This is a genomic window from Herminiimonas sp. CN (assembly GCF_000622895.1).
Taxonomy (GTDB): domain Bacteria; phylum Pseudomonadota; class Gammaproteobacteria; order Burkholderiales; family Burkholderiaceae_D; genus AVCC01.
Genome location: NZ_AVCC01000007.1, coordinates 1 through 22,034 on the forward strand (window position 1 = coordinate 1; position 22,034 = coordinate 22,034).

At 60.9% G+C, this 22,034-nt stretch carries 21 protein-coding genes and 1 tRNA gene; 7 read left to right on the forward strand and 15 right to left on the reverse strand.

Annotated features, from left to right (window positions below; genetic code table 11):
• From HMCN_RS0102915 to cysT, 3 genes are all read right to left on the reverse strand, one after another.
• Positions 1-553: sulfate/molybdate ABC transporter ATP-binding protein (locus tag HMCN_RS0102915; protein WP_025915970.1), on the reverse strand; the 553-nt coding region annotated here is incomplete at its 3' end.
• Complete coding sequence (cysW, locus tag HMCN_RS0102920) at positions 550-1,428, reverse strand: sulfate ABC transporter permease subunit CysW (protein WP_025915971.1); 879 nt, start codon at positions 1,426-1,428, stop codon at positions 550-552. The genes cysW and HMCN_RS0102915, both read right to left, overlap by 4 nt.
• A 58-nt stretch (positions 1,429-1,486) precedes the next feature.
• A complete protein-coding gene (gene cysT / locus HMCN_RS0102925; protein ID WP_025915972.1) occupies positions 1,487-2,350 on the reverse strand; it encodes a sulfate ABC transporter permease subunit CysT in 864 nt (287 codons plus the stop codon).
• Between the two features lie 119 nt (positions 2,351-2,469).
• Here cysT and HMCN_RS19075 point away from each other — a divergent pair, with 119 nt between their 5' ends.
• Positions 2,470-2,694, forward strand: a complete 225-nt coding sequence (locus tag HMCN_RS19075) for a hypothetical protein (RefSeq protein ID WP_238551919.1) — start codon at positions 2,470-2,472, stop codon at positions 2,692-2,694.
• 184 nt (positions 2,695-2,878) lie between these two features.
• Here the strand turns inward: HMCN_RS19075 and HMCN_RS0102935 are convergent, their stop codons facing one another.
• Positions 2,879-3,544, reverse strand: coding sequence for a hypothetical protein (locus HMCN_RS0102935; protein WP_025915973.1), 666 nt, complete (start codon positions 3,542-3,544; stop codon positions 2,879-2,881).
• A 565-nt stretch (positions 3,545-4,109) separates the two neighbouring features.
• Here HMCN_RS0102935 and HMCN_RS0102940 point away from each other — a divergent pair.
• Both HMCN_RS0102940 and HMCN_RS0102945 read left to right on the forward strand, forming a co-directional pair.
• Positions 4,110-5,495 (forward strand): cystathionine beta-synthase, encoded by a 1,386-nt coding sequence (locus tag HMCN_RS0102940; protein ID WP_025915974.1) that lies wholly within the window; start codon positions 4,110-4,112, stop codon positions 5,493-5,495.
• Positions 5,496-5,500: 5 nt separating this feature from the next.
• On the forward strand, positions 5,501-6,709 hold the full coding sequence (locus tag HMCN_RS0102945; protein ID WP_051566728.1) for a PLP-dependent aspartate aminotransferase family protein: 1,209 nt from the start codon (positions 5,501-5,503) through the stop codon (positions 6,707-6,709).
• A 13-nt stretch (positions 6,710-6,722) separates the two neighbouring features.
• On the opposite strand, the gene HMCN_RS0102950 is transcribed toward HMCN_RS0102945, so the two are convergent.
• From HMCN_RS0102950 to HMCN_RS0102990, 9 genes are all read right to left on the reverse strand, one after another.
• A complete protein-coding gene (locus tag HMCN_RS0102950; RefSeq protein WP_025915976.1) occupies positions 6,723-7,331 on the reverse strand; it encodes an alpha/beta hydrolase in 609 nt (202 codons plus the stop codon).
• Positions 7,328-8,194, reverse strand: coding sequence for an EAL domain-containing protein (locus HMCN_RS0102955; RefSeq protein WP_025915977.1), 867 nt, complete (start codon positions 8,192-8,194; stop codon positions 7,328-7,330). Before HMCN_RS0102955 ends, HMCN_RS0102950 begins: the two co-directional genes overlap by 4 nt.
• A 45-nt stretch (positions 8,195-8,239) precedes the next feature.
• Positions 8,240-9,256, reverse strand: coding sequence for a sulfate ABC transporter substrate-binding protein (locus HMCN_RS0102960; RefSeq protein ID WP_025915978.1), 1,017 nt, complete (start codon positions 9,254-9,256; stop codon positions 8,240-8,242).
• A 293-nt stretch (positions 9,257-9,549) separates the two neighbouring features.
• Complete coding sequence (locus HMCN_RS0102965; protein ID WP_025915979.1) at positions 9,550-10,836, reverse strand: TolC family outer membrane protein; 1,287 nt, start codon at positions 10,834-10,836, stop codon at positions 9,550-9,552.
• A 31-nt stretch (positions 10,837-10,867) separates the two neighbouring features.
• Positions 10,868-11,191, reverse strand: a complete 324-nt coding sequence (locus HMCN_RS0102970; RefSeq protein WP_025915980.1) for a rhodanese-like domain-containing protein — start codon at positions 11,189-11,191, stop codon at positions 10,868-10,870.
• A 9-nt stretch (positions 11,192-11,200) separates the two neighbouring features.
• Positions 11,201-11,875: a protein-L-isoaspartate O-methyltransferase gene (locus HMCN_RS0102975; protein ID WP_025915981.1), complete on the reverse strand. Its 675-nt coding sequence runs from the start codon at positions 11,873-11,875 to the stop codon at positions 11,201-11,203.
• Between the two features lie 73 nt (positions 11,876-11,948).
• Entirely contained in the window at positions 11,949-15,140 is a 3,192-nt protein-coding gene (locus tag HMCN_RS0102980) for an efflux RND transporter permease subunit (RefSeq protein ID WP_025915982.1), read from the reverse strand.
• 3 nt (positions 15,141-15,143) lie between these two features.
• Positions 15,144-16,298 carry an efflux RND transporter periplasmic adaptor subunit gene (locus tag HMCN_RS0102985; RefSeq protein WP_051566722.1) on the reverse strand — a complete coding sequence of 385 codons (1,155 nt, stop codon included), beginning with the start codon at positions 16,296-16,298 and terminating at the stop codon, positions 15,144-15,146.
• On the reverse strand, positions 16,292-16,972 hold the full coding sequence (locus tag HMCN_RS0102990; RefSeq protein WP_025915984.1) for a TetR/AcrR family transcriptional regulator: 681 nt from the start codon (positions 16,970-16,972) through the stop codon (positions 16,292-16,294). Before HMCN_RS0102990 ends, HMCN_RS0102985 begins: the two co-directional genes overlap by 7 nt.
• 168 nt (positions 16,973-17,140) lie before the next feature.
• Here HMCN_RS0102990 and HMCN_RS17190 point away from each other — a divergent pair, with 168 nt between their 5' ends.
• From HMCN_RS17190 to recQ, 4 genes are all read left to right on the forward strand, one after another.
• A complete protein-coding gene (locus tag HMCN_RS17190; protein WP_035625545.1) occupies positions 17,141-17,401 on the forward strand; it encodes a YkgJ family cysteine cluster protein in 261 nt (86 codons plus the stop codon).
• A gap of 13 nt (positions 17,402-17,414) precedes the next feature.
• Complete coding sequence (locus HMCN_RS0103005) at positions 17,415-17,966, forward strand: DUF1439 domain-containing protein (RefSeq protein WP_025915987.1); 552 nt, start codon at positions 17,415-17,417, stop codon at positions 17,964-17,966.
• Positions 17,967-18,060: 94 nt separating this feature from the next.
• Positions 18,061-18,894, forward strand: a complete 834-nt coding sequence (locus HMCN_RS0103010; protein ID WP_025915988.1) for an undecaprenyl-diphosphate phosphatase — start codon at positions 18,061-18,063, stop codon at positions 18,892-18,894.
• Positions 18,895-18,897: 3 nt separating this feature from the next.
• Positions 18,898-20,724 (forward strand): DNA helicase RecQ, encoded by a 1,827-nt coding sequence (gene recQ, locus HMCN_RS0103015; protein ID WP_025915989.1) that lies wholly within the window; start codon positions 18,898-18,900, stop codon positions 20,722-20,724.
• 128 nt (positions 20,725-20,852) lie between these two features.
• Here the strand turns inward: recQ and trmB are convergent, their stop codons facing one another.
• Complete coding sequence (trmB, locus tag HMCN_RS0103020) at positions 20,853-21,572, reverse strand: tRNA (guanosine(46)-N7)-methyltransferase TrmB (protein ID WP_025915990.1); 720 nt, start codon at positions 21,570-21,572, stop codon at positions 20,853-20,855.
• Between the two features lie 102 nt (positions 21,573-21,674).
• Positions 21,675-21,748, reverse strand: a tRNA-Gly gene (locus HMCN_RS0103025).
• Positions 21,749-22,034 lie beyond the last annotated feature (286 nt).

A 22,034-nucleotide genomic window follows, 5' to 3' on the forward strand; every position in this document is an offset into this window, starting at 1 on the left:
CGTCGTGCAAGCGCCGTAGCCAGCGCCGCAACTCCTTGCGCACCTTGGCGTCCAGCGCGCCGAACGGTTCATCCAGCAGCAGCACGCGCGGCTCGACCGCCAGCGCGCGCGCCAGTGCGATGCGCTGGCGCTGGCCGCCCGACAGTTGCGGCGGATAGCGCTCGGCCAGCCAGTCGAGCTGCACCAGTTCCAGCAATTTTTTGACCTTGTCGCGTATCTGCGCCTCGCTCGGGCGTGCATTGCGCGGCTTGACGCGCAGCCCGAACGCGATGTTTTCGAATACCGTCATGTGCTTGAACAGCGCATAGTGCTGGAACACGAAACCGACCTGGCGCTCGCGCACGTGGCGCGCCGAAGCATCCTCGCCGTCGAGCAATACCTGGCCCCGGTCCGCTTGTTCCAGGCCGGCGATGATGCGCAGCAGCGTGGTCTTGCCGCAGCCGGACGGGCCCAGCAGCGCGGTCAGTTCGCCGGTCGGAAAATCCAGCGACACATCGTTCAGCGCCACAAAATTGCCGAACTGCTTTTGAATATTGCGGACTTCGATGCTCATGATTGATGCTCCTGAAATTGTTCCGCGCCGGCGTCCGCCAGGCGCCATTCGATCAGCGACTTCAACGCCAGCGTCACCAGCGCCAGCAAGGCCAGCAGCGAGGCGACTGCGAAGGCGGCGGCGAAGTTGTATTCGTTATAGAGAATCTCGACCTGCAGCGGGATGGTGTTGGTTTCGCTGCGGATATGGCCGGACACTACCGACACCGCGCCGAACTCGCCCATCGCCCGCGCATTGCAGAGAATCACGCCGTACAGCAGGCCCCACTTGATGTTCGGCAGCGTCACATGCCAGAAGGTCTTGAAGCCGGATGCGCCCAGCACCAGCGCGGCTTCTTCCTCTTCGCTGCCTTGCGACTGCATCAGCGGAATCAGTTCGCGGGCGACGAACGGAAAGGTGACGAAGATCGTTGCCAGCACGATGCCGGGCACCGCGAACAGGATCTTGATGTCGTGTTCGGCCAGCCACGGGCCGAGCCAGCCCTGCGCGCCGAACAGCAGCACATAGATCAGGCCGGAAATCACCGGCGACACCGAAAACGGCAAGTCGATCAGCGTCAGCAGAATGCTCTTGCCGCGAAATTCGAATTTGGCGATGCACCAGGATGCCGCGATCCCGAACACCAGGTTCAACGGCACCGCAATCACCGCGGTCAGCAAGGTCAGCTTGATCGCAGATACCGCATCGGGCTCGGTAATCGCCGCCAGATACGCTTGCCAGCCTTTCTTGAACGCTTCGGCAAACACCGACAGCAGCGGCACGAACAGGAACAGCGTCAGGAATGCCAGCGCGATACCGATCAGCAATGCGCGGACCCAGAACGGTTCCAGCGTGGCCGCCGGCACATAGGCCGGTTCGCTGCGGGTCTGCGGCATGACAGGCAAGGGTGCAGATAAGGGGGCGTCGCAGGTCGGAGCAGTGGTGGCCGGCATCTCAGGCTTTCACGGACTGGCCGCGCTTGCGGGACCAGGCCTGTAAAACGTTAATTAAAAGCAGCATCAGGAACGATGCGATCAGCATCACCACCGCAATCGCGGTCGCGCCCGCATAGTCGTACTGCTCCAGTTTGGTGATGATGAACAGCGGCGTGATTTCCGACACCATCGGCATGTTGCCGGCGATGAAGATGACGGAGCCGTATTCGCCGGTGGCGCGCGCAAAAGCCAGCGCGAAGCCGGTCATCAGTGCCGGTAGGACGGTCGGAAAGATCACCCGCGAAAAAATTTGCAAAGGGTTCGCGCCCAGGCTGGCGGCGGCTTCTTCCAGTTCGCGTTCGGCATCTTCCAGCACCGGTTGCACGGTGCGCACCACGAACGGCAGGCCGATGAACGTCAGCGCGATCAGCACCCCGAGCGGCGTGAACGCGACCTTGATGCCGAGCGGTTCCAGAAAGCGTCCGATCCAGCCATTCGAGGAATACAGTGCGGTCAGCGCGATGCCGGCCACAGCGGTCGGCAATGCAAACGGCAGATCAACCAGCGCATCGATGATCTTCTTGCCGGGAAAACGGTAGCGCACCAGCACCCACGCCACGACGCCGCCGAACACCACGTTCAGCGCGGCGGCCAGCAGCGACGCGCCGAAAGTCAGTTTGTACGAAGCCACCACCCGTTCCGAAGTGACGGCCGCCCAGAAGGCGTCCCAAGTCAGCGTGAAGGTCTTCAGGAACACCGCTGCCAGCGGGATCAGGACAATCAGCGCCAGGTAAAACAGCGTGAAGCCGAGCGCAAGGCCGAAGCCGGGCATGACCCGGAACGGCGTTCTTTTCTCAGATGCGGTGGCAATGGCAAGCTGCATGTCGGCTCTATTTATTACGAATTTGACTAATTGACTCTGATAATCACATCGTAAAGACATAAAGAGAACGAATTTTTTTGCATGTTGATAGTATGATTTCGAATAAAGGAGCGCGCTGCGTGGATGGCCATGCTGAGGCACAATCAACGGCTTTTCTATTGGGATATCAAATGCGGGTTAGGAAAAATTCAGAAGATATTGGTCGCTGCGGTTGCGGCCGTCGCGATTATTGCGATGGCAGTCATGGGCTGACGGAAGCGCAGTGGCAAGAGCTCCGGGCTAAAGAGGAGCTGGAGGCTGCTCAGAAAAATACACATATAGGCAACCAGGAAACAGGCGAGTGATCTTTGCGCTGCGTCTGCTGTGGAATCGCGCTTCAGTTGAGCGCGGGTTGGCACCGATATCGGCTTGTCGCGAGCGAGCGGTAGGGGGCTAAAAGGTGGCGATCAGGTTTCGTATTCTTGGGATTTTTAACGTGGAGTTGAGGCGCCTGCGCGGCTTTTCGCGCAGGTCCGGTGGATTGATGGGTTAGGATGCATTGCGGTTCTTGTGAATCTCATCATTGGTTGGAGCCCGAAACGTTAGCGATTCCTTCTTGAGTAGACTCTCATATGGTTCGCGTTCCAACTCAGCTGTAAGCGTGTTGCACAGCTGATCGAACTCTGCGATGACCCATGAGCGCGACTTCTGGATCAGCAATTTGAGGTTGCCGAAATTCTCTTGCGCGAGAGTTCTAGCAATTGCAGCGAAGCAGACAATTTTCTCGATTTTGTAGCTCTTCGTCTCGTTATTCAGGATTGCGCCTGGAAGGCTCTGGGCATACGAGTTTTCGTCATGAACGAAATGCTTGTTTCTAAGGTGCTTGAAATACTCAAAGGCCATTGAAGCCTCGGGCGGTACTCCCTTCAGAATTTTTTCTGACGAGAGCTGGAAACGCGCTTTTGAGTCACCGAAGCACTTCATGAAGTGCACGATAGCGGATCGCCAGAGTGCTTCTCGAATGACGAATGGCTCCTCAGGGGAAAGGTTTATGGTATCCAGGCAACTATCGGCAAACTCTAGGTCATCCCTGTGGAGGGCTAGGTCAGCCAAACGCTTAGAACGCGGCCCTTCAATAGCAATTACCTTTACTGCGTCAGGAAATCCCTCGATGTGAAGGCCAGATTCCTGTTGCGATAGCTCGAAGTGTTCCATTGCGCCCTAACATAATTTAATTTTCATTTTGCAAAATTAACCGGCGACCAAAACTGGATCACAAGTTTCTTTTCCCTGGAAAGCCTTACGGAACCAAGCGCAAATTAGTTATACGCAGAAAACAAAAGGTATAAACGAATCGATAAGACGCTCACCAAGTTTTAGTTGCATTCTATCAATCACTCAGGCGTCGGAGTAAAAACTTTGCTGGCCGGTAACGCCGGTTGCAGACAATTAGAAAACCCGCATTGGCCGCCGTTGCGCACGCCATCGTCATGTCCAGGCGAAATTTATTTACTGGCGCCGGTATTTTTAATTTGTAAATTAAATAAAGCGGAAATACTAGTGTTTTTACTCATACTCCAGATAAAATTCTAAAAGATAACGCTTTCCAGCGTTCCGGAATGGCGCAGATAGCCGGCCTGCGCTGTCGCCGCCGCGATCATTCGTTGAAATAATCTTTCAAAAGCACGCATTGCGCCTATAGTAAAAATATTCCGGCAGGCAAGCGCCGCGCCGCCGCAAGAGAAAGTTGCCGTCCTTGTTCTGCTCACCGGAGGATGTCATGCAAAGCCCGTCGAAGCCCGCCCTGTTCGCGCTGATCGGCAATACGCCGCTGGTTGAAGTCACGCGCATCGACAGCGGGCCATGCCAGCTGTTCCTGAAGCTGGAATCGCAAAATCCGGGCGGTTCGATCAAGGACCGGATCGGGCTGGCGATGATCGAAGCGGCGGAGGCCGACGGACGTCTGCAGCCGGGCGGCGTGGTGGTCGAAGCCACCGCCGGCAACACCGGACTCGGACTGGCGCTGGTGGCGCGGGTCAAGGGCTATTGCGTGGTACTGGTGGTGCCGGACAAGATGTCCACCGAAAAAATCCTGCACCTGAAGGCGCTCGGCGCCGAAGTGCATCTGACCCGTTCCGATGTCGCCAAAGGCCATCCCGAGTATTACCAGGATTACGCGGCGCGGCTGGCGCGCGAGCTGCCGGGCGCGTTTTTCGCCGACCAGTTCAACAACCCGGCCAATCCGCTGGCGCACGAAACCGGCACCGCGCCGGAAATCTGGGCGCAATGCGGCCATCAGCTCGATGCGATCGTGGTCGGCGTCGGCTCGTCCGGCACGCTGACCGGCCTGACGCGGTTTTTCCAAAAGGTGCAGCCGGCGCTGGAATTCGTGCTGGCCGATCCGCAAGGGTCGATCCTGGCGGAATACGTGAAAACCGGGCGCGTTTCCGAGACCAGCGGTTCGTGGGCGGTGGAGGGCATCGGCGAGGATTTCATTCCCGCCATCGCCGACTTCAGCGGCGTGCGCCACGCCTACACCATCGGCGACGAAGAAAGCTTCGCCTGCGCGCGCACCCTGCTGCGCCAGGAAGGCATACTCGGCGGTTCGTCGACCGGCACGCTGCTGGCGGCCGCGCTGCGCTATTGCCGCGCGCAGACCACTCCCAAGCGCGTGGTCAGCTTCGTCTGCGACACCGGCACGCGTTATTTGTCCAAGCTCTACAATGACGCCTGGATGATCGACCAGGGTTTGCTGCAACGGCCATCGTTCGGCGATCTGCGCGACCTGATCGGACGCCGCTTCGATGAAGGCGACGTGATCAGCGTCGCCTCGTCCGACACGCTGATGACCGCCTTCAACCGGATGCGCAGCGCCGACCTGTCGCAATTGCCGGTGATCGACGACGGCCATCTGGCCGGGATTCTCGATGAATCCGATCTGCTGCTGCACGTCTCCGCCGACCCGGCCGGATTTCATAGTCTGGTCGGCGGCACGATGACCGCCCGCATCGAGACCTTGCCGCCCGATGCCAGCCTGCAGCAGTTGCGGGATACGCTGGATCGCGGGCTGGCCGCAATCGTCGCCGACGGTATGGACAATAAGCGCTTCTACGGCTTGATTACCCGCTTCGACCTGCTTAACCACCTGCGAAGGACATTGCCGTGAGCGACATTTCTACCGGCGGCGACAGCGCAGCCAAGCCGCAAGAGGACGCACCCAAAACGCATCTGGCGACCCGCGTGATTCACGCCGGGCAAACGCCCGACCCGTCGACCGGTGCGATCATGCCGCCGATCTATGCGACCTCGACCTATGTGCAAGACAGCCCAGGCGTGCACAAGGGGCTCGATTACGGTCGCTCGCATAATCCGACCCGCTGGGCGCTGGAGCGCTGCGTCGCCGATCTGGAAGGCGGCGCGCAGGCGTTCGCCTTCGCCTCGGGGCTGGCGGCGATTGCCACCGTGCTCGAGATCGCCGATGCCGGCTCCCACATCATTGCCGGCGACGACATGTATGGCGGCACTTACCGCCTGTTCGAACGGGTGCGCAGGCGCAGCGCCGGCTTGCGCTTCACCTATGTCGACCTGACCGATCCGCAACAATTGCTGGCGGCGATCCGGCCCGACACGCGCATGGTATGGGTCGAGACGCCGACTAACCCGATGCTCAAGCTGGCCGACCTGCAGGCGATCGCAGCAATCTGTCGCGAGCGCGGCATCATTGCCATCGCCGATAATACCTTCGCCAGCCCTTGCGTGCAGCGTCCGCTGGAATCCGGCTTCGACATCGTCGTGCATTCGACCACCAAATACCTGAACGGCCACTCCGACGTCATCGGTGGTATCGCGATCGTCGGCGGCCAGCCGCATCAGGCTGCATGGCGCGAGCAGCTGGCGTTTCTGCAGAATTCGGTCGGTGCGATTGCCGGGCCGTTCGACAGCTTTTTGACCCTGCGCGGCGTGAAAACGCTGGCCTTGCGCCTGGAGCGGCATTGCGCGAACGCGCTCGACCTGGCGCAATGGCTGGAACGCCAGCCGAAAATCAAGCGGGTGTTCTATCCGGGGCTGACATCGCACCCGCAGCATGCGCTGGCGCTGCGCCAGATGGAGGGCTTCGGCGGCATCATCTCGATCGAACTGAACACCGATCTGGCCGGCGCGCGGCGCTTTCTGGAGCGCTGCGCCATTTTTTCGCTGGCTGAAAGCCTGGGCGGGGTCGAGAGCCTGATCGAACACCCGGCCATCATGACGCACGCGACCATTCCGGTCGCGCAGCGTGCAGTGCTGGGCATCAGCGACGCGCTGGTGCGGCTGTCGGTCGGAATCGAGCATGTCGAGGACTTGCGGCGCGATTTGCGCAATGCGCTGGATGCGATCTGACGAAAAACCGGAATCAGATCGGGTGATTTGTGCTGGCGGCCAATGGGGAGCCGCTTTCTTCAGCGCACCCGGACCGGTTCGACGCTTGCATGGTCCGCACCAGGCGCTCCAGCTGGCCGAGGCCGAACGGCCAGTCTTCCAGGCCGGATTCGGCATTGATGTGGCCCAAGGCGCCGGCATTCACAAACCCGCAACGCCAGATTGCAGCCCACTCGGCGGCGCGGGAACGCGTCATCCACGGGTCGTTGGCGCTGCCGACGACAACCGCAGGGCAGGCGAGCCGGGCATTGCGCAGGGCTTGCTGTACGCCGAATTTTTCCGGGTCGGCGGGTGCCACCAGCAGCGCGCCGGCCAGCTTGAATCCGCCAAGGCCTGCGGCGTGCAGCGTGGTCAGGCAGCCGAAGCTGTGCGCAACGATCAGCGTCGGCTGGATTGACGTGCGCAATACCTGCGCCAGTCGTTCCGACCAGCGCGGCAGTTCGGGCCGGTCCCATTGTTCCTGCTCGACCCGCTCGAAGGCGGGATAGCGCTGTTGCCAGCGGGTCTGCCAATGGCCGGCGCCGCTGTTGTGCAGGCCCGGCACGATCAGCACGCGGTAATTCGACAGGCAACGGTGCTTCATGCTGCGGCACTGGCTCGCAATGTTGGCGCAGCCGGTAAATCTGCGGTCGTGCCAAGGGTGTTCGATGTCGCAAGCGCTGCTGCCGGCAAATCCCGCAGGAATCCTTGCGTCAGCAGGGTTTGTCCGGCGCTCGCAGCAAGCGCATGCAGGGTCGCGGCTACGGCTTCGGTTTCGACCCGCTTGAATATCAGGCGCACGCCGCGCCGCCCGGCCTCCTGCAGCAAGTGCAGGGCGGCATCCGGATCCGGTATTTCGCGGGCATCGACCTTGATCGCTTCCGGCTGCAACGCATCCAGCAGTGCGAGCGCCTGGCCTGCATCGGCGGCGTTGACCGCCAGCCGGAAGCCGTTGCGACGATAGTTGTCGGCGACGTAGGCCAGCAGCCAGTTCTGGTGTTTGGCCACCAGCGGCAACTGCAGCACGATTTTTTCATGCGGCAGTTCGAGCGAGTCGAGCACGCGGCGAAACGCATTGCCGTGATTGGCGCTGACGCCGGCCAGCAAACGCGCATGCACGCTCAGGTACAGGTCGGTATGCGCGGCTTGCGGCTGGCGAAAAAAATTAATCGCATGCAACATGCGGCACAGGCGGTCCAGCGCAATCGATTCATCGTCACTGGCCGCATGGTCGAGCAGCTTCCACAGCGACAGGCCGGAATCGCTATTCGAATGGCTGCGCGCGAAGCCCTCGAAGCCGACGATCTGCTGCGCAGCCGGCGCGCGGATAGCCTGGAACGCGCTGGTCAGGGTCGAGTTGAAATAGCGTCCCGTGGCCCGGCCATGCCGGTCGAGCCAGACGGAAGTCGCCGCCTGCGGCGTGGCGGGCAGGCGCACCAGATATTTTTGCAGGGCGGGAAAAGGCATGGCGATGGCTCCTTTCGTCTTGGCGCGTTACCGGTGTTGGTCGGTTTACTTCTTGCCCGGTTGGTAAATCTGGTCGAACACGCCGCCATCGGCAAAATGCGCCTTCTGTGCTTTGTCCCAGCCGCCTGCCACTTCATCGATGGTGAACAGTTTCACTTTCGGGTATTGCGCCGCATATTTCTTCACCGCGGCGCCGGCGGTCGGACGGTAATAGTTCTTGGCGGCGATGTCCTGGCCTTCTTCGGTGTACAGATAATTCAGGTAGGCTTCCGCCACCTTGCGGGTGCCGTGCTTGTCGGCCACCTTGTCGACCACGGCCACCGGCGGCTCGGCCAGGATGCTGACCGACGGCGCGACGATTTCGACCTTGTCCGGGCCGAGTTCCTTGATCGCCAGCAAGGCTTCGTTTTCCCACGCCAGTAGCACATCGCCGATGCCGCGTTCGACGAAGGTGGTAGTCGCGCCGCGCGCGCCGGAGTCGAGCACCGGCACGTTCTTGTACAGCTTGCCGATGAAGTCCCTGGCGCTGGCTTCAGTGCCGCCCGGCTGTTTCAGCGCATAGCCCCAGGCTGCCAGATGGTTCCAGCGCGCGCCGCCGGAGGTCTTCGGATTCGGCGTGATGACGGCGACGCCCGGCTTGACCAGGTCGTTCCAGTCCTTGATGCCTTTCGGATTGCCCTTGCGCACCAGGAACACGATGGTCGAGCTGTACGGCGCGCTGTTGTGCTGCAGGCGTTTTTGCCAGTCCTTGGCGATCAGGCCGCGCTCGGCGATGGCATCGATGTCGTACGCCAGCGCCAGCGTGACCACGTCCGCTTCCAGACCGTCGATCACGCCGCGCGCCTGCTTGCCGGAACCGCCGTGCGATTGCTTGATCCTGACGTCGTCGCCGGTCCTGGCTTTCCACTGTTTGGCGAAAGCCGCATTGAAATCCTGATACAGCTCGCGGGTCGGATCGTAGGAAACGTTGAGCAAGGTGACTTCGGCCGCTTGTGCAACGGGCACCGCCGGTGAAATAAGTGCTGCTGCCAGTGCCGACAGGAGGATTTTCTTGAGTGCCATCTGCATTTCCTTTGGAGTGATTTTGCTGGAATATGCAGATTAACCGGGCGGGCCAGGATTAAGAACGAATCGTTTTACGCATCCATATGCGGATATCGCATATGGATGCGGTGAAGGGGCAGCGATGCGCTGCCGGCCGCCCAGGATCAGTGTGGGCGATATTATTGCGTTGCGCGGTTGCTGGAGTAAAAATATATACTGGATTAGTGTATTTTTAACAACCGCAATGAATGTAAGCAGGAAGTGCCATGTTTTTTATGGTACTCCCGCATTATTATAGCGTTGACGGGTGCTTACCGGGTTAGCAAGCCGTTCACCAGTTGCAGATCCTGCTCCTGCAGGGTGCCGGCGGCCGACTTCAGGCGCAGGCCGTTGACGATGGTGTCGTAGCGGGCACGGGCCAGATCCTTGCGGGTCGAGAACAGCTGTTGCTGCGCATTCAGGACGTCGATGTTGATGCGCACGCCGACCTGGTAGCCGAGCTTGTTGGCGTCCAGCGCCGACAGGCTCGACACTTCGGCCGCTTCCAGCGCCTTGACCTGGGCCAGCCCGCTGGTGACGCCCAGATACGATTGGCGCGCACCTTGCGCGGCGCCGCGGCGTGCGGTTTCGAGGTCATTGCGGGCCTTGTCTTCCAGCGCAATCGCTTCGCGCACCCGGCTGTCGACCGCGAAGCCGGCGAACAGCGGAATGCTCCACTGCACCCCGATCACGTTCGTATTGCCGGCGACGCTGTTGCTGGTGTTCTGGTTGGTATGGTTGCGGCTGGCCACCAGATCGACGCTCGGATAATGGCCGGCGCGGTTTTTGGCGATGTCCCTGTGGGCGATTTCGAGTCCGATGCGGGAGCCGACGACGGCGTAATTCTGCTGCTCGGCCGATTCGACCCACTGATCGATGCGGGCCGGCTGCGGCGCATCCAGCACGGTCCCGGTTTTCAGTCGGGCCAGTTCGCCCGGCGTGCTGCCGATGATCTGCTGCAATGCTGCGCGCTTGATTTCGAGATCGCTCTGGGCTGCATATTCCAGCGCGACGGCCAAGTCGAAGCGCGCCTGCGCTTCGTGGGTGTCGGTGATGGTGGCGGTGCCGACTTCGAAGTTGCGCTTGGCCGATTCCAGCTGTTCGGTGATCGCGCTCTTCTGGGCCTGCACGAAGCCGATCGTGTCTTGCGCCGCCAGCACGTCGAAATAGGCTTGCGACACCCGCAGTATCAAGTCTTGCCGGGTCTGGGCGAACTGCGCCTCGCTGAGCGCGACCGCCAGCTTGCCTTGTTCGTATTGCTGCCAGTTGGCCCAGCGAAACAGCGGCTGCGTCAGCGCCAGGCTGTAGCTGCTGCCGTTGACGGTGCGCATATCTTCGATCTCGGTGCGGCTGCTGCCGCCGGACAAGCCGACGCTCGGCAGCAGGCCGGCGCGCGCTTGCGGCAGTGCCTCCTGGCCGGCGCGCAACGCTGCGCGGGCGCTTGCGTATTGCGCATCGTTGACCAGCGCCTGCTGGTAGATTTGCAGCAAATCGACCGCTTGCGCATCCAGCGCGATGCAAGTGCCGGCAATCAGCAGGGCGATGACGGAATTCCGCATGAAGTTCCCCGGTGGAGTCAGAAAGAAAGGATTAGTAGGTCGGCATCGACGCATCGACCTGCTGGGCCCAGGCATGCACGCCGCCAGTCAGGTTGATGACGCGTGAAAATCCGTTGCGTTCCAGGAAATGGGCGACCTGCATGCTGCGTCCGCCGTGATGGCAGATGCAGACGATCGGCAACTCCCGGTTCAGTTCCGGATACCGCGCCGGAACCGCGTTCATCGGCATTAGTTGCGCACCGGCGATGTGGCAGATGTCGAATTCCCATGCCTCGCGCACGTCCAGCAGCAGCGGTTGCGGCTGCGACGGGTCCTGCAGCAACTGCGCCAGTTCCGGGGCGGTCATGTGTTGCATCGGCAATCCTTAAAACGAAAAATGCGACGGCGTGAGTGCGTTGCGCAGTGGCTTTTCATTGGTTTCAAACAGGTTGACGGTGCTGTAGGCAGTGTCCGACAGGCGGCTGACGATTTGCCCGTTCATGACCGGAGCTTCGCCGATGATGGCAAAAATGCGGCCGCCGACCTTGAGCTTTTTCAGGAAGGCGTCCGGCAATACCGGCAGCGAACCGGAAATCACAATCACGTCATACGATGCGGTGTCGCTGCCAACGCTGCTGGTGCCGGCCCAGCCTTGGGCGCCGTCGCCCAGGTAGGTGGTGACATTGGTGATGCCGTAGCCGGACAGGTTCTTGTCTGCCATCGCTTTGAGCGTCGGTTCGATTTCGATGCTGGTGACGTGGCGCGCCTTGTAAGACAGCAGGGCCGCCATGTAGCCGGAGCCGGTGCCGATTTCCAGCACGTTTTCATGTTTTTGCACGGCGACTTCCTGCAGGATGCGCGCTTCCATTTTCGGCGTAAGCATGTTTTCGCCGCAGGGCAAAGGGATTTCAGTGTCGAAAAAGGCCAGGCTCTTGTAGGCGGCAGGTACGAACGCTTCGCGTTTGAGCACCGTCAAAAGGTCGAGGACATCCTGGTTCAGCACGTCCCACGGGCGGATTTGCTGTTCAATCATGTTGAAGCGGGCTTGTTCGATATGCATATTGGTATCCAGAAAAGCATCATTGAAAAGAAGAAACACATTTTATCAAACGTGATCGGCATTTCTATAGCGGTTACTGCGGTGCTGCATCGTTTTCAACAGTTGAACCGGCCAGCTTGCGCTTGAACCAGAGCGCCAGGTCGTCCAGATAGGTATAGATCACCGGCACCACCACCAGCGTGAGTACGGATGATGTGATGATGCCGCCGATCACCGCCTGCCCCATCGGGGCGCGCTGTTCGGAGCCTTCCGCCAGGCCGAACGCCAGCGGCACCATGCCGAACACCATCGCCAGCGTGGTCATCAGGATCGGGCGCAGCCGCACGTGCGCGGCTTCCAGCAAGGCATCAAAACGGTTCATGCCGGCAGCGCGCATCTGGTTGGCGAAGTCGACCAGCAAAATGGCATTCTTGGTGACCAGCCCCATCAGCATGATGAGGCCGATGATGGAGAAAATGTTCAGCGTCGAGCGGAACATCATCAGGGCCAGGAAGGCGCCGATCAGGGTCAGCGGCAGCGACGACATGATCGCCACCGGCTGCAGGAAGCTGGCGAACTGCGAGGCCAGGATCATGTAAATGAAGATGATCGCCAAAGCCAGCGCCGACAGCGCGTAGCCGAACGATTCATTCATGCTCTTGGTCGCGCCGCTGATTTGGTAGCGGTAGCCCGGCTGCATTGGGATCGCATCCAGCGCGGCCTTGACATCCTTGCTGACCGCGCCGGCCGAGCGGCCGATCACGTTGGCCGACAGCTCGACTTCGCGGTTCAGGTCGCGCCGGTTGATCTGGTTGGCGCCGGTGGTGGGAAGAATGTCGGCAACCTGGCGCAACGGCACCATTTTGGGCGAGCCGTCGGCGTTGGTCTGGGTGCCGGTCAGCATCAGGCGCGACAGGTCGTCGATATGGTTGCGGTCGGACGGCGCCAGGCGCACATTGACGTCGTAGTTCTCGTCGTCCGGGGCGCGCCAGCTGCTGGCCGCTTCGCCTGCCAGCAACGGCCGCAGGGTATTGCCGATTTGCGCCACGCCGATGCCGAGGTCGGCGGCCAGATTGCGCCTGGGTTCGATCGAGATGGTCGGTTTGGCCGCCTTCAGGCTGGAGTCCAGATCGACCAGGCCGGGGATTGCGCGCAGCCTGGCCTGGACCTGTTCCGATAGCCTGGCTAATTGATCCAGGTCGCTGCCTTGCAGGCTCAGCCGGATTTGCTTGGAATCGCCGCCGACGCCGTCGAGCGTGCCGATATGGGTTACCGTGATGCCGGCTATGCGCGACAGCTGCGTGCGCAGCGGCCCGGACAAGGCGGCGGTGCTGCGCCGGCGCTGGGCGCGCGGAATCAGGCGGATAAACACGGTGGCATAATTTTTTCCCTGCGCCGCGCCGGTATTGATGCTGGAGTAGGTGTCGCGCACTTCGGGGAACCGGCGCAGCGCCGCCTCGACCTGATGCACCTTGCTCTCGGTCAGTTCCAGCGAGGAGCCGACCGGGGTAAAGAAAGTGACGCCGGTTTCGGAGTAATCCGCCTGCGGCACGAATTCGGAGCCGATCAGGCCGCTGGCCGGCAGCGCCAGCCCGCCGATGAAGCTGGCCAGCGCAATGGCCAGCGTCAAGCCGCGATGCCGCAGCGACCATTGCAACAGCACCTGATAGCCGCGCGAGAACCAGGACACCAGCCGTTCGAACTGCGCCAGCACGCGTCCGATGCTGTTGGCATACCAGCCGCTGCGCCGGTGCATGCCGTGCGCCTCCGGATCGGGCCAGATCGACGACAGCATCGGGTCCAGCGTGAACGAAACGAACATCGAGATCAGCACGGCGGCCGCCACCGTGACGCCGAACTGGTGGAAGAAGCGGCCGATGATGCCGCCCATGAAGCCGACCGGCAGAAATACCGCAACGATCGAGAACGTGGTCGCCAGCACCGCCAGCCCGATCTCGGCGGTGCCTTCCAGCGCCGCAGTCTTGTGGTCCTTGAAAGGGCCGTCGCGGCCGTTGGCGCGCATGCCGGCATGGCGCACGATGTTTTCGCGCACCACGATCGCATCGTCGATCAGCAGGCCGACGCACAGCGACAGCGCCATCAGCGTGATCATGTTGATGGTGAAGCCGAACATGTTCATGAACAGAAAGGTGCCGATCAGCGAAATCGGCAGGGTCAGGCCGGTAATCACGGTCGAACGCCAGGAATTCAGAAACAGGAACACGATCAGGATGGTCAGCAGCGCACCTTCAATCAGGGTGCGGCGCACGTTTTCGACCCCGACCCGGATCTGGCGCGAGCCGTCCTTGATGACTTCGATCCGCACGCCCGGATACAGCGCCTTCAGGCGCGGTCCCAGTTCTTTCAGTGCAGCTTGCAGATTGTCGGCGATTTCGATCGTGTTTTGCCCCTGCGCCTTGAGCACGTCCAGCGCCAGCGTGCGCCGGCCGTTGTAGAGCGCCAGACTTTCCTGTTCCTGCTGGCCGTCGACTATGCGGGCGATCTGCGCCAGCTTGACCGGCTGGCCGCCGCGCTGGGCCACGATGATGTCGCCGAAATCCTGCGCCCGCTTGATGCGGCCCTGTACCTGCACTACCTGTTCGCTGGAAGTGGCGCGGATGGCGCCGGTCGGCAGTTCCTGGTTTTCATTGCGCACCGCATTGAGGACCTGATCGACGCTGATGCCGAGCGCCTCCATCTCGAGCGGCTTGACGTAAATCTGGACCTCGCGCTTGATGCCGCCCACCAGCGTCACCGAGCCGACGCCGCGCACATTTTCCAGCCGCTTCTTCACCACCTGGTCGGCGATCGTGGTCAGATCGCGGAAGCTGCGCTGCTGCAGCGCGGCGTCGTTGGTCACTGCGACTGAAAAGATCGGCTGGTCGGCCGGGTCGTAGCGCGTCACGCGCGGTTCCTTGACTTCTTTCCTGAAGGTGGTCTTGATCAGTGCCACCTTTTCGCGCACGTCCTGCGCGGCTTGGGCCGGATCGATGGTCAGGTCGAATTCGATGATGACAATCGACACTCCTTCATACGAGCGCGAGGTCAGGCTGTTGATGCCGTTGATGGTATTGACCGCCTCTTCCATCTTGCGGGTCAGGTCGGATTCGACCGTCTCGGGCGAGGCGCCCGGATAATCGGTTTGCACCACCACCACAGGAAAAGTGACATCAGGGAACTGATCGACCCGCAGCCGCTGATAGGAAAACAGCCCCAGCACCACGAAGGCCAGCATCATCATCGTTGCCAGCACGGGGTTGCCGATACTGATGCGGGTGAACCACATGGCTTATTCTTTCCTGGCTGCAGCGCTGGCAGCATTGGTGACCAGGCGCGCCGGCGTTCCGGCTTGCAGATTACCCAGATTGGCCTTGACGACTTGCGCGCCGCTGGCCAGGCCAGTGGTAACTTCAACCGCAGCGCCGTTGTCGTCATTGCCTTCCAGCCCGAGCGTGACGGATTTTTCAGCCAGAACACCGTTCTCGATCACGTACACGATGGTTCTGCCACTGACTTGCCGGATGGCAGCTTGCGGCACGCTGAGTATCCCTTTTTTTTGCGACAGCGTCAGCTCGGCTTCGCCAAACATGCCGCCGCGCAGTGCGCCGTCGGGATTATCCAGCTGGATGTAAGTCAAAATCGAGCGCGAACCGGATTGTGTACCGGGGTTGATGCGGGTAACGCTGCCGGCGACCGCCTGCGGCATGCCGTCGACCCGGATGCTGACCGGCTGCCCCAGCCTGATCTGGGTAATGTCGGTGGCCGGCACCGAGGCTTCCATTTCCATTCGGCGCAAATCGACGATTTCGAGCAGGCGATTGTCGGCCGATACTTTTTCGCCCTGCTGTACCGAGCGGATGCTGATCTGGCCGGTAATCGGCGAGCGCAGCACGGTGTCGGCCAGGGATTTTTGCGCAACATCGAGCGCGCCTTTGGCCGAGTCGAGGTTGGCGCGGGCGATCGCATACTGGCTGGCCGAATTGTCGAAAGCGTTTTGGGAAATGAAACCCTTGCCCAGCAACGCGCGGTTGTTGTCGCGCGCATTGCCGGCGATTTCCAGCTGGCCGCGCGCCGCCTGCAGCGCGCCGTTGGCCTGCGCGACCCGGGCTTGATATTCGCTCTCATCCATTCTGATCAGAACCTGGCCTGCGGTAACCGCAGCGCCTTCGCGCACCAGCACTTCGCGTATTTCACCGGCAACTTTGGCCTTGACAACGGCCTGGTTGACTGCGCGCAGGGCGCCCGACACGGTGATGGTCTGGCGCAGCTCGTGCGGCGTAACTGTAATCAGGTCATCGGGCAGAAATTCCAGCACCGGCGCGGCAATTGCCGGAGTTGCTGTCGGAGCGGGCGCCGTGCTGCGGATTTTCAGTGCGATGACCGCGCCGGCCAGCGCTAGCGCCAGAATTACCAGCGCAGTCCGAAATGCGCGTTGTTTCAGCATGGGCGGCTTGTCTGCGGGGAATCGGCGGCAGTTGCGGTGTCGTCGCGCAACATGCCGTACAGGCACAGATCGACAAAATTATTCAGGTAGTCCAGCGGCGAAACCGGCTTGATCTGGCAATTGCAGAATGCGTGCCTGGACATCATCAGCATGATCATCGGGGCGATGATGGCCTGCGTGGTCAGGCGCGCATCGATCCGGCGAAATTCTCCTCGCTCCATGCCGCGCTCCAGTATGCGGGCGATCATCGCGTTGCCGCGCACAATCATTTCCTGGTGGTAAAACTGCGCCAGTTCGGGGAAGTTGCCCGACTCCGCCACCATCAGCTTGGTGATGCCGGACAGCTTGGTGTCGCCGATGCGCTGCCACCAGCCCAGCATGATGTTGCGAAACAGTTCGGCGCTATGGCCGCTGAAATTGTTCACCAGTGCTTCGGCTTCATCCAGCACCGGCAGCAGGTGTTCCCGCACTACCGCCTTGAACAGGTCTTCCTTGTTGGTGAAATACAGATATAAGGTGCCTTTCGAGACGCCGGCGCGGGTGGCGACATCGCTGAGCCGGGTCGCCGAAAAACCCTTGTCCACGAACAAATCCAGTGCCGCTGCCAGCAGCTCCTGAGGGCGCTCGTCCTTGCGGCGCTCCCAGCGCGGTTTGGTTTCTGTCGGAATGTTCATGCGGAATGGGGAAATAAGTAACTTACTTTAGAGTCAGTAATGTAAGCGGCAAACCGTATAGCGTCAATGGCTCTGCTAGAATGAAACAGGACGTTACAAAGCATCCAAATTTCTTCCGCTAATGCATTATCCGGTAGCGATTTAATGCATCCCAACCCCATATAGACCATGACCGAGACCTGCCGCAGCCGTTGCGGTGCCTGCTGCATTGCACCGTCGATCTCCTCGCCGATACCCGGCATGCTGTTGGGCAAGCCTGCCAATACCCGCTGCATTCAGCTCGATGAGGCAGACGGCTGCCGGATTTTCGGCCGCCCCGAGCGGCCGGCGGTCTGCGCCAGCCTGCAACCGTCGCTGGAAATGTGCGGCCAGTCGCGCGCCGCAGCGTTGCTGTTCCTGTCGGAACTGGACCGGCTTACCGCACCCTAATCTGGAGCAATCGATGAAACGTTTTTATGCGCGCCTGCTGATGCTGGCAACAGCCGTTATTCTGAGCGCCTGCGCCGGCCTGCTGGGCCCGCGCGAGGTCGAATTTTCGCAGGACAAGCTGCAGCAGTCGCTGGCGCGTCACTTTCCGCTGAACAAGCGCTATCTGGCGCTGTTCGACATCGACGTCAGCAATCCCACACTGACGCTGCAGCCGCAAAGCAACCGGATACTGACCACGATGGATGCGTCGATCGCGCCGCCGTTTGCGAAGAATGCCTGGAAAGGGCGCTTTGCGATCTCGGGCGGATTGCGCTTCGATCCGGCCAGAAACGCCATCGTGCTGACCGATCCGCGCATGGAAAGCATCGAGCTCGACGGCGTCGATGCCGCAGTCAGCCGGCAAGTGAGCAAGCTGGGACGTGTGCTGGCCGAGGAAATTCTGAACGGCGCCACGCTCTATGCGCTGCAACCGAACGATCTGCGTTATGCCGGCAGCCGCTTTGTTCCCGGCAACATCGTCGTCAAGAGCAATAGCCTACTGGTCGCGCTGGAGCCTGTAAAATAGCGCGCTGCAGTCAGGTTTTGCGCGATAACCCGCACCATGCACCCGGATGCGGGTTTTTTATCGGCATATCTTTCCCACTTTTATTCAAACAATCATGGATCTCACTCTTGCGTTAAAAGCACTCATCATGGGCCTAGTCGAAGGCTTTACCGAGTTCTTGCCGATTTCATCGACCGGCCATCTGATCCTGGCCGGCAGCCTGCTCGATTTTACCGGCGACAAGATCAAGGTATTCGAGATCGTGATCCAGGCCGGCGCGATTTTTGCCGTGTGCTGGGAATACCGGCAGCGCATCGCAGCGGTGCTATCCGGCCTGCTGACGGACGCCAAGTCGCAGAAATTCGTGGCCAACCTGATCATCGCCTTCCTGCCGGCCGCGGTGCTGGGTTTGCTGTTCAGCAAGGCAATCAAGGCCAGCCTGTTCAAGCCGGTGCCGGTGGCGCTGGCTTTCATCCTCGGCGGCTTCGTTATTCTGTGGGTCGAACGTCGCAATCGCGCCAATCCGGTGGCGGTGCGGATCGTCTCGGTCGACGAGATGGGTGCGCTGGACGCCTTCAAGGTCGGCTGTGCGCAGGCGTTTGCGCTGGTGCCGGGCACCAGCCGCTCCGGCGCGACGATTATCGGCGGCATGCTGTTCGGCCTGTCGCGCAAGGCCGCCACCGAATTCTCCTTCTTCCTGGCTATTCCGACCCTGCTGGCGGCCACCGTATACTCGATTTACAAGGATAGGGCGCTGCTGTCGCTGGCCGATGTGCCGCTGTTCGGTATCGGCACGGTGGCGGCATTTGTCTCCGCCTTCCTGTGCGTGCGCTGGTTGTTGCGCTATATCAGCAGCCACGATTTCACCGCGTTCGCCTGGTACCGGATCGCGTTTGGCCTGGTGGTGCTGGCCACTTCCTACGGCAACCTCGTCACTTGGGCTGATTAAGCGGTGACGCACCCATCATCCGGCAGTACCCGGGCATTGGATGTGCTGGAAACCGTGTTCGGTTATCCGGCCTTCCGCGGCCAGCAGGCCGAGATCATCGAGCATGTCGCGCAAGGCGGTGATGCGCTGGTGTTGATGCCGACCGGCGGCGGCAAGTCGTTGTGCTACCAGATCCCGGCGCTGCTGCGCGACGGCGTCGGCGTGGTGATTTCGCCGCTGATCGCGCTGATGCAGGATCAGGTCGATGCGCTGGCCGAGGTCGGGGTGCGCGCCGCGTTCCTGAATTCGACCCAGACCTTCGAAGAGTCCAGCCGGATCGAGCGCCAGTTGCGCGATGGCGAACTCGATCTGGTGTATGTCGCGCCCGAGCGTCTGATGACGCCGCGCTGCCTGGAACTGCTGCAGGCGTCCCGCATCGCGCTGTTCGCAATTGACGAAGCGCACTGCGTGTCGCAGTGGGGCCACGATTTTCGGCCCGAATACATCAAGCTGTCGGTGCTGCACGAGCGCTTCCCGCAGGTGCCGCGGATTGCGCTGACCGCCACCGCCGATCAGCAGACCCGCGATGAAATCGCGCACCGGCTGCAATTGGACGATGCGCTGCAATTCGTGTCCTCGTTCGACCGCCCCAACATCCGTTACCAGATCGTCGAAAAGGCCAACGGCCGCAAGCAGCTGCTCGATTTCATCCAGGGCGAGCATGCCGGCGACGCCGGCATCGTGTATTGCCTGTCGCGCAAGAAGGTCGAGGAAACCGCCGACTTCCTCAACGCCAGCGGCATCACCGCGTTGCCGTATCACGCCGGCATGGAATACGCACAGCGCAGCGCAAACCAGGCGCGGTTCCTGCGCGAGGAGGGCATCGTGATGACCGCCACCATCGCCTTCGGCATGGGTATCGACAAGCCCGACGTGCGCTTCGTCGCCCATCTGGATTTGCCGAAAAGCATCGAAGGCTATTACCAGGAAACCGGCCGCGCTGGCCGCGACGGCGGTCCGGCCAACGCCTGGATGGCCTACGGCTTGCAGGATGTGGTGCAGCAGCGGCGCATGATCGCCGAATCGGAAGCCGACGAAACCTTCAAGCGGGTGCTCGGCGTCAAGCTCGATGCGATGCTCGGCCTGTGCGAGACGCTGGCCTGCCGCCGCGTGCATTTGCTGGACTACTTCGGCCAGGGTTCCGAGCGCTGCGGCAATTGCGACACCTGCCTGAGTCCGCCGATCTCGTTCGACGGCACGGTGGCGGTGCAAAAACTGCTGTCGACCGTCTATCGGGTCGACCAGCGCTTCGCCGGCGGCCATGTGATCGAAGTATTGCGCGGCATCGAAACCGAGCGCATCCAGCAGTGGCGGCACGACCAGCTCTCGACCTTCGGCATCGGTGCGGACAAGAGCGAGGCCGAATGGCGGGCGATTTTGCGCCAAGTCATCGCATTGGGCCTGATTGCGGTCGATTACGAATCGTACAGCGCGCTGAAACTGACCGACGCTGCGCGCCCGGTACTGCGCGGCGCGCAAGCAGTCCAGCTGCGGCAATACCAGAAACCGGTCAAGACGAAACGCGACAGCGGCAAGCAGAAAGGTTATGAGGAATCGACGCTATCGGCGGAAGAGCAGGCGCTGTTCGACAAGCTGCGCTGGTGGCGGGTCGAAACCGCGCGCAAGAACAACGTGCCGGCCTACGTCATCTTCCATGACGCCACCCTGCGCGAGATCGCCAAGGCGCGACCGCGCTCGATCGACGATCTGCGCGGCGTGACCGGGGTCGGGGAAAAGAAACTGGAAACCTACGGCGAGCAGATCGTGGCCCTGATCGCGGAACTGGGCTGAGCCGGAAGGGATGATCGGCATTGAAATATACTAAATACAGTATATTTCAATGCCGCTTTGTTTGTATGCGGGAACGGCGTTGTTTTCGTACATACTCCAGGTAAAACTCGGATATGCAAGCGGCGCAATCAGATTTTGCGAAACACCAGGTCCCATACCCCATGCCCCAGCTTCAGACCGCGGTTCTCGAACTTGGTCACCGGACGATAATCGGGGCGGGGCGCAAATCCTTCCGCAGTATTTTCCAGCGCCGGCTCGGCCGCCAGTACTGCCAGCATCTGGTCGGCGTATTCCTGCCAGTCGGTGGCGCAGTGCAGGTAGCCGCCCGGCGCAATGCGCGACGCCAGCAATTGCACCAGCGGCGACTGGATCAGGCGCCGCTTGTTATGGCGCGCCTTGTGCCACGGATCGGGGAAGAACACATGCACGCCCGCCAGCGATGCCGGCGCGATCATATTGGTCAGCACCTCGAACGCATCGTGCTGGATCAGGCGCAGATTACCCAGTTTCTGTTCATCGATCAGCTTCAGCAGGCTGCCCACGCCCGGCGTGTGCACTTCGACCCCGATGAAGTTCTTCTCCGGCATGCCGGCGGCAATCCTGGCGCTGGTCTCGCCCATGCCGAAACCGATTTCCAGAATGGTCGGCGCGCTGCGGCCGAACGCCAGCGCCAAATCCAGCGGCGCCTTGACGTAAGGCAGGCAGAACTGCGGCCCCAATTCGGCAATCGCACGCGCTTGCGCCACCGACAGGCGGCCGGCCCGGGTCACGAAGCTGCGAATCCGGTGTTCGGCCGGGTCGTAAAAGCGGGCTTTGCCGCCGTCGTCAGGAGCTGTGGTGTCGGACATGCTTGAAAGGATCGGGAAAGTGGGTACGGTTATGACGGTTCGCGTTACGTTATATAACTACGCCAACAAAAAAGGCACCAAAGTCAGGTGCCTTGCAAAAACTGGAGCGGGTGAAGGGAATCGAACCCTCGTCGTAAGCTTGGGAAGCTTCTGCTCTACCATTGAGCTACACCCGCGAAGCGTGCATTCTACGCGGGTTTTGCGCTGATTGGCAAACTTGCCAAAGGTATAGATCCGGCAATCGGGGTAACGTTACCTGCCGGTGGTCGGATTACTGACGTTTTTTTTCTTCCTTTTTGACCTTCTTGTCGGCCTTTTTTTCCTTCATCGTCTTGGCGGGTTCTTTTTTCACCGATTTTTTCGCATCCTGGCTTTTGCTCATGATTTGCTCCATAGTTAAAAATTCTGATTTTTACCAAAATCGACTGTTTGATGTTAACACGAAGCGAGGCGGTATTCACG